The sequence below is a fragment of the Nonomuraea sp. NPDC049784 genome (genome assembly GCF_040659615.1).
Lineage (GTDB): Bacteria > Actinomycetota > Actinomycetes > Streptosporangiales > Streptosporangiaceae > Nonomuraea.
In genome coordinates this window covers 24238-30237 of sequence record NZ_JBFAMX010000076.1, presented here as the reverse complement: position 1 = coordinate 30237, position 6000 = coordinate 24238, and the positions used below count along the sequence as shown (strand labels likewise).

At 70.6% G+C, this 6000-nt stretch carries 9 protein-coding genes; 5 read left to right on the top strand and 4 right to left on the bottom strand.

The window, feature by feature from the left end:
• Both AB0J09_RS18550 and AB0J09_RS18545 read left to right on the top strand, forming a co-directional pair.
• Positions 1–306 (top strand): hypothetical protein (locus AB0J09_RS18550; RefSeq protein ID WP_360691959.1); only part of this gene is annotated, 306 nt, incomplete at its 5' end.
• A 112-nt stretch (positions 307–418) separates the two neighbouring features.
• Positions 419–832: a VOC family protein gene (locus tag AB0J09_RS18545; protein ID WP_360691956.1), complete on the top strand. Its 414-nt coding sequence runs from the start codon at positions 419–421 to the stop codon at positions 830–832.
• Positions 833–1237: 405 nt separating this feature from the next.
• Here the strand turns inward: AB0J09_RS18545 and AB0J09_RS18540 are convergent, their stop codons facing one another.
• Entirely contained in the window at positions 1238–1723 is a 486-nt protein-coding gene (locus AB0J09_RS18540) for a helix-turn-helix domain-containing protein (RefSeq protein WP_360691953.1), read from the bottom strand.
• On the opposite strand from AB0J09_RS18540, the gene AB0J09_RS18535 reads away from it, so the two are divergent.
• Positions 1716–1979, top strand: a complete 264-nt coding sequence (locus tag AB0J09_RS18535) for a helix-turn-helix domain-containing protein (RefSeq protein WP_360691951.1) — start codon at positions 1716–1718, stop codon at positions 1977–1979. The genes AB0J09_RS18540 and AB0J09_RS18535 overlap by 8 nt on opposite strands.
• A 68-nt stretch (positions 1980–2047) precedes the next feature.
• On the opposite strand, the gene AB0J09_RS18530 is transcribed toward AB0J09_RS18535, so the two are convergent.
• The 3 genes from AB0J09_RS18530 to AB0J09_RS18520 are packed head-to-tail and all read right to left on the bottom strand — an operon-like array spanning position 2048 to position 4246.
• Entirely contained in the window at positions 2048–2563 is a 516-nt protein-coding gene (locus AB0J09_RS18530) for a hypothetical protein (RefSeq protein WP_360691948.1), read from the bottom strand.
• Positions 2560–3384 carry a MerR family transcriptional regulator gene (locus tag AB0J09_RS18525; protein WP_360691945.1) on the bottom strand — a complete coding sequence of 275 codons (825 nt, stop codon included), beginning with the start codon at positions 3382–3384 and terminating at the stop codon, positions 2560–2562. The genes AB0J09_RS18530 and AB0J09_RS18525 overlap by 4 nt, the downstream gene beginning before the upstream one ends.
• Before the next feature lie 40 nt (positions 3385–3424).
• Positions 3425–4246: an alpha/beta hydrolase gene (locus AB0J09_RS18520; protein ID WP_360691942.1), complete on the bottom strand. Its 822-nt coding sequence runs from the start codon at positions 4244–4246 to the stop codon at positions 3425–3427.
• 196 nt (positions 4247–4442) lie between these two features.
• On the opposite strand from AB0J09_RS18520, the gene AB0J09_RS18515 reads away from it, so the two are divergent.
• Both AB0J09_RS18515 and AB0J09_RS18510 read left to right on the top strand, forming a co-directional pair.
• Positions 4443–4817 (top strand): PPOX class F420-dependent oxidoreductase, encoded by a 375-nt coding sequence (locus tag AB0J09_RS18515; protein ID WP_360691939.1) that lies wholly within the window; start codon positions 4443–4445, stop codon positions 4815–4817.
• 10 nt (positions 4818–4827) lie between these two features.
• Positions 4828–5688, top strand: coding sequence for a haloalkane dehalogenase (locus AB0J09_RS18510; RefSeq protein WP_360691936.1), 861 nt, complete (start codon positions 4828–4830; stop codon positions 5686–5688).
• The last annotated feature ends 312 nt before the right edge of the window (positions 5689–6000 follow it).

Here is a 6000-nt window from a genome sequence, read left to right as displayed (position 1 = left end):
CTGGCCGTGGTCGTGGCGGTCGGGGTGGGCCCCGAGCCGCTGGTGCTGCTCACCACCGGTTCGTTCGTGGCGGTGTACGCCTTCGGGGTCGCCGCCGCGATCAAGCTCCTGCCCCGGCGAAGCATGGGGCGCGCCGCGGCGATGCTGGCGCTCGTCGCGGTGATCGCGCTGCTGATCATGTCCGGCGTCTACCTGCTGTGGCCGTTGGCGGTGACCGGAGCGGCCCTGCTGTACCTGCGGCTCAATCGGCGCCGCCCGGCGCCGGGGGAGCGGCGGCCGGAGGACGTCGCGGAGCTGAGCACGTGATGGCCGATCGCACCGTGCCGGGGCCGGGCGGTCCGCGCAAGGCCGTGGCCGCCGCCGGAGGTCCGGCCGCCCTCATGCCCTGCCACCTGCGATGCACCCGATTGGAGCGCCTGTGATTCTGGGTATCGACCATGTCGGCCTGGCCACCGATGACCCGGCAGGCGCCGCTCCCTTCCTGGCGGCGCTGGGGCTGGGCCCCGGCGACAGAGGAATCGCCGGCGACTACGGGGTGGCCTGCGAGTTCTGGCGCTACGTCGACGGAATCGGCCAGCCCTCCATCGAGCTGGTCTCCCCGGTCAGACCGGATTCGCCGGTGGCCGGGCGGCTCGCGAAGCAAGGACCCGGCCTGTACCACGTGGCGTTCGGCGTGGACGACCTGGAGAGCGAGTTCGCCCGGCTGCGCGAACACGGGTTCGCGGCGGTCGACGTCCAGCCCTGCGCCGGGGCCCGCCCAGGCATGCGGGTGGCGTTCATGTACGCGCGCAAGCCCGCCGGCCTGCTGATCGAGCTCGTGCAGTATTCGTGACCGGCTAGGAAGCAGGTACAGGGAAGATCGAGCAGGTGGTGGTGCCGTGGGCGTAGAGATGGCCGTCGTCCACCCCCACCACCTGAGCCTCGGCCGTGCCGATCGTGCGGCCGACGTGGATGGCGATGCCGATGACGCGCAGCTTGCGAGCAGGGTGGCGAAGTAGCCGCCGTGCACCGTGCCCATCGGGTTGTAGAGGTGCTCACCGGTCTCGCCCTCGAACACCACGCGTCCGGGGTCCGCGGCGATCAGCGCGAATCCGAGCGTTATCGAGATCGGCGCCTGCGGGGTCCGCCCGTCGGCGATCGAGCGTAGAAACTCCAGACCATCCACTTTAGACATACCGTTCAGTTTGAAATCGTGTGAGTGCGCAGGAAAAATAACAGGCGATGAACTCTGGGGAAATCACGGAGCCGCCGACAGGACGGGCGCGGGCTGGCCCTGAAAGGTACGGCGGTATTCCATCGGGGTCACGCCGACCGACCTGATGAAATGGTGGCGAAGATTTCCGGCCGTGCCCATGCCGCATATCTGGCTGATCCGCTCGGCCGGCAGATCGGTCGACTCCAGCAGGTGCCGGGCCCGCGCCAGGCGCTGGGCGTGCAGCCAGCGCAGCGGAGTGGTGCCGGTCGCCTCGTGGAAGCGGCGGACGAGCGTACGGGAGCTCAGTCCCGCGTGCTCGGCCATCTGCGCCACAGTGAGCTGCAGGTCCAGGTTCTGGATCGCCCACTGCAGAACGGGGGCCAGCCCGTCGTCACCGGCGCGGGGGACCGGGGACTCGATGTACTGCGCCTGCCCGCCGGGGCGGTGGGCGGGCACGACCAGGCGCCGCGCGACCTGGTTGGCGCAGGTCGCCGGAGTGAGCCGGTTCCACTTCTCCCGGATGTTCAAGGCCAGGACCGGCGCCCGGTTCGTCGAGTACCTCACGAAGATCAGACTGGTCGAGGCCAGTTACCGGCTCCTGAACACGGCCGAATCGGTGAGCAGCATCTGCTACGCCATCGGGTATCGGGATCTGAGCAACTTTCAGCGGATGTTCCGCCAGCACGGGGCCACCCCTTCGGCGCACCGCCGCAAGCAGAAGCGGCAGTATCCCGTCGAGGTCCGCACGGCTGTCGAGTCACCCGCCCGCAGGAAGGCGGCCTGAGTCTCCCGGACACGCCCACCCCGGCCCCGCCCCGGAGCCGGGGTTGCCTACAGCGCCAGGCTGAGGCGTCAGGCCGGCCGTACCGGCTGGCGCAGCAGCGTGCGTGGTGCCGGGTCGTCCAGGGCGCTCAGGTAGATCTCGTGGTGCGGGCCGTTGACGACCAGCCCGTGCTCGGCCATGAACTCCTCCATGACCTTCAGCGACAGGTGCTCCTCGCTGAACGGCCCCTCGTGCAGCAGCTCCACACACTGGCCCTCGGTGACGGTGACCAGCCGTACCCGGTCCACGGCCGCGCCCGAGGCGCGGCTCTGCTCGCGCGCCCGCTCCAACGCGCCCTCCTGCTGCGGTACGGCCGGCAGCGGCAGCAGCACGTGCCAGCGCCACTGCTCGCGTGGCACCTCCAACCCGGGCCGCTCGTCCTCGACCCACCACTGGCCCTCCAGCGGGCCGGTGGCGGCGCCCAGGGCGGCGGCCACGGTGTACAGGGCGCGGATGGCCGCGGTGTGCTCGCTGCCGCCAGGTTCGCCCAGGCCGGTCACGCTCAGGCAGGTGACGGGGCCGTGGGTGGCGATCGCCGGGATCATCGTTGCTCCTCCAAAGGGATCATCAGGTGGGTGACGAGCCGGTCTGGCGCGGTGGTGGCCGGGTCGGAGACGTACACCTCGTGGATCGGCCCGCGCAGCGGGTGTCCCCGCTCGGCGCACCAGGCCAGCACGGCGTGGGCGGTGAGAGAGATCTGGTCGTAGGGGCCGACGTGCGTGGCGCAGGCGAACGCCCCGCCGGGCAGCACCTCCACGCTGAGGCCCGCCCGCTCCCACGGCTCCGCCGCGCCGTCGCGGTCGAGGACGAGCGCGGCGCGTACCTCGAAGGCGTCGTCCAGCTCGATCGGGAACAGCCCGATCAGCTGCGGCGGGCCGGCGAGAGGCAGGGCACGCATCAGGCGGGCGATCGCCGCCGAGGTGGCGCGGGCCACGTCGGCGGGTCCCGTCGCGCTTTCGCGGGCCATCGCCACCGGCCTGGCGGGCTCGGTGACCACCCGTACGGGCGTGGCGGGCAGTCCCTCGGCCATCACGCGCTCCAGCGTCGCCAGCGTCCGCCGCCGCCGCGCCAGCTCCGCCTCCAGCGCCTCGCGCACCTCGTCCAGGGCGTCTGCCGTACCCGACAGCACCTCGGCGATGACCGGCAGCGGCACGTCCAGCGCGCGCAGCAACCCGATCGACAACGCCTGCCTGGCCTGCGCGCGCCGGTAATAGCGGTAGCCGGAATCGGCGTCCACATGCGCCGGCACCAGCAGCCCCAGCTCGTCGTAGTGCCGTAGCTGCTTGACGCTCAACCGGCTCAACCTGGCGAACTGCCCGATCGGCAGCAGATCTCCGTCCACGCACTCCAGCATGGGCTCTCCCACGGGGGGAGAGTCCAGCGCGTGGGCGCCGGCGTGTGCTTCCTCACCTGTGCATCAGGATTTTGATGTCCTCGAACAGGCGGTCGTGGGCGGCGGCCGCCTCTGGGGAGGTCAGGTCCATGTTCTGGATGAAGCCGTGCTCCAGGCCGGGCTCTTGCCGGTGCGTCACGCGTGCGCCGGCTTCCGCCAGCCGGCGGGCGTAGGCGTCGCCTTCGTCGCGCAGGGCGTCGTGTTCGGCGGTCACGATGAGGGTGTCCGGCATGCCGGACAGGTCCGGTGTCAGCAGCGGGCTGGCGTGCGCGCGGTCGGCGGGGCCGGGTGTCCACAGCGCGATGGCCGAGGCGAGGAAGTCGGCGTCCAGCGAGTGGCCTGAGCCCTTGTCGACGATGCTCGGCTGCGAGAGCGTCAGGTCGGTGTTGGGGCAGATCAGGATCTGTACGGCAGGTACCGGCTCGCTCGCGTCCCGCAGCCGCAGGCAGGCCATGGTGGCCAGATAGCCGCCGGCGCTGTCGCCGGCCACCGCGACCGGGCGGGCCCAGCGCAGTACGGCGGTCACGTCCTGGATGGCTGCCGGGTAGGGATGCTCGGGTGCGCGCCGGTAGTCGACGGCCAGCACCTCGACGTCGCAGGCGTGGGCGATGCGCCGGCAGGTGCGGTCATGGGTGTCCAGGTCGCCGATGATGAAGGCGCCGCCATGGGCGAACACCATCAGTGGCCGCGCCTCTTCGGAGGGCCGGTAGTGGCGCAGCGGCAGCCCGTCCGGCCCGTGGAGGTCTTCCACGTGGGTCAGTGCGGGGCCTTGGGGGCGGTCGGCGGCTCGCCGGCGTGTTCCTTCGCGGAGTTCCGCCACGTCGGGGACGGTCATGAGGCCTCTCGTTTCTTCATGGTGGACGCGCAGCTCGACGTGCGCGGGGCGCTGTCGATGGCCTGCAGGCCCCACATCCTAGAGAGGAGAACTTGAGTTAGTCGTCTGACTCACTATGGACAGCCGACCCTCGGGTCGCTAAGGTTCTCATAAGTCAGCCAGCTAACTAACAAGCCGAAGGGTGACCATGCGCGCAATGACGGTCGAGGCATTCCTCGCCGGGCCGTACGTGGCGACCCTGACCACACTCCGGCCCGACGGCTCCCCGCACGTGGTGGCCGTACGTTTCACCTGGGATCGGCAGGCGGGCCTGGCCCGCGTGCTGACCGTGGCCTCCTCGCGCAAGGCCGGGAACCTGGCCGCCGACCCGGGCGGTCGCGCCGCGCTCTGCCAGGTGGACGGATTCCGCTGGGTCACGCTCGAAGGCCCCGCCACCATCCACACCGACCCCGCACGCGTCGGCGAGGCGGCCCGCCGCTACGCCGAACGCTACGCCGCCCCACCACCCAACCCGCCCGGCCGGATCGTCATCGAGATCGCGGTCGACCGCATCATGAACCTCAACCTCTGAAGGACTTGCCATGCCCATTCAGCATGTACTCGACTCCACCATCTCCTACCGGGAGACCGGTTCCGGGGCGCCGATGGTCTTCCTGCACGGCAACCCCACCTCCTCCCACCTGTGGCGGGACATCCTCCCGGCGGTCGGCGAGGGCCGCCGGCTGGCCCCCGACCTGATCGGCATGGGCGAGTCCGGCAAACCCGATATCGACTACACCTTCGCCGATCAGGCCCGCTACCTGGACGCCTGGTTCGACGCCCTCAAGCTCGACGACGTCGTCCTCGTCGGCCACGACTGGGGCGGCGCCCTGGCCTTCGACTGGGCCGCCCGCCACCCGGGCAGGGTGCGCGGCATCGCCTTCACCGAGACCATCGTCAAGCCGATGACCTGGGAGGAGTTCCCGGACGGCGGCCGCCAACTGTTCCGGGCCATCAAGACCGAGGGCGTCGGCGAGAAGATGATGCTGGACGACAACGCCTTCCTGGAGGCGCTGCCGGGCAGCGTCGCCACCCCGATCAGCCCCGGTGACCTGGACGTCTACCGCAAGCCGTACCCGACTCGCGAAAGCCGCCTGCCGCTGCTGCAGTGGGCGCGCTCGATGCCGCTGGGCGGCGAGCCCGCCGACGTCGTGGCGCGCGTCGAGGCCTACGACACGTGGCTGGCCGCCAGTGCCGAGGTGCCCAAGCTGCTGCTGGCCTTCGCGCCCGGGCCCGGCACGATGATGCACCAGGACATGATCGACTGGTGCGCGGCCAACATGGCCGGCCTCCAGATCCGGCAGTACGACGAGGTCGCGGGGCACCACACCCCCGAAGACCACCCCGAGCTGATCGCCACGGCCATCGCGACCTGGGTGGATGAGCACGCCGGCCTCCTGTGACGGCACCCCCGTGGTGTGGCCTGTGGCTGGGATGCTGAGCGGGGTCCGGTGGCCCGGGTTCCCGCTCCGGCCGATCCGCTAGCGACGAAGCGTTTCAAAAGCCGCGTACGTACGCACCGGCGATTACGTTCCGGATAACTTCCTGATCAATGCGTGACATTCCCTTGCGAGGTCTTTGCGGCAGCCATACTCTGCACTCCGCGACGATCTCATTACGGGGAGTAACTATGCGGATATGTGGGGCGGTTTGCTCGCCTGCCGGGGCCTTGATCGCAGCGCTGGGCCTTGCGGCTGTATGCGGTTGCCAGGCGC

Coding starts and splice junctions, on each gene's coding strand:
- AB0J09_RS18535 (WP_360691951.1), top strand. CDS start 1,716: ATGTTCAAGGCCAGGACCGGCGCCCGGTTCGTCGAGTACCTCACGAAG.
- AB0J09_RS18520 (WP_360691942.1), bottom strand. CDS start 4,246: ATGACCGTCCCCGACGTGGCGGAACTCCGCGAAGGAACACGCCGGCGA.
- AB0J09_RS18530 (WP_360691948.1), bottom strand. CDS start 2,563: ATGATCCCGGCGATCGCCACCCACGGCCCCGTCACCTGCCTGAGCGTG.
- AB0J09_RS18510 (WP_360691936.1), top strand. CDS start 4,828: ATGCCCATTCAGCATGTACTCGACTCCACCATCTCCTACCGGGAGACC.
- AB0J09_RS18515 (WP_360691939.1), top strand. CDS start 4,443: ATGACGGTCGAGGCATTCCTCGCCGGGCCGTACGTGGCGACCCTGACC.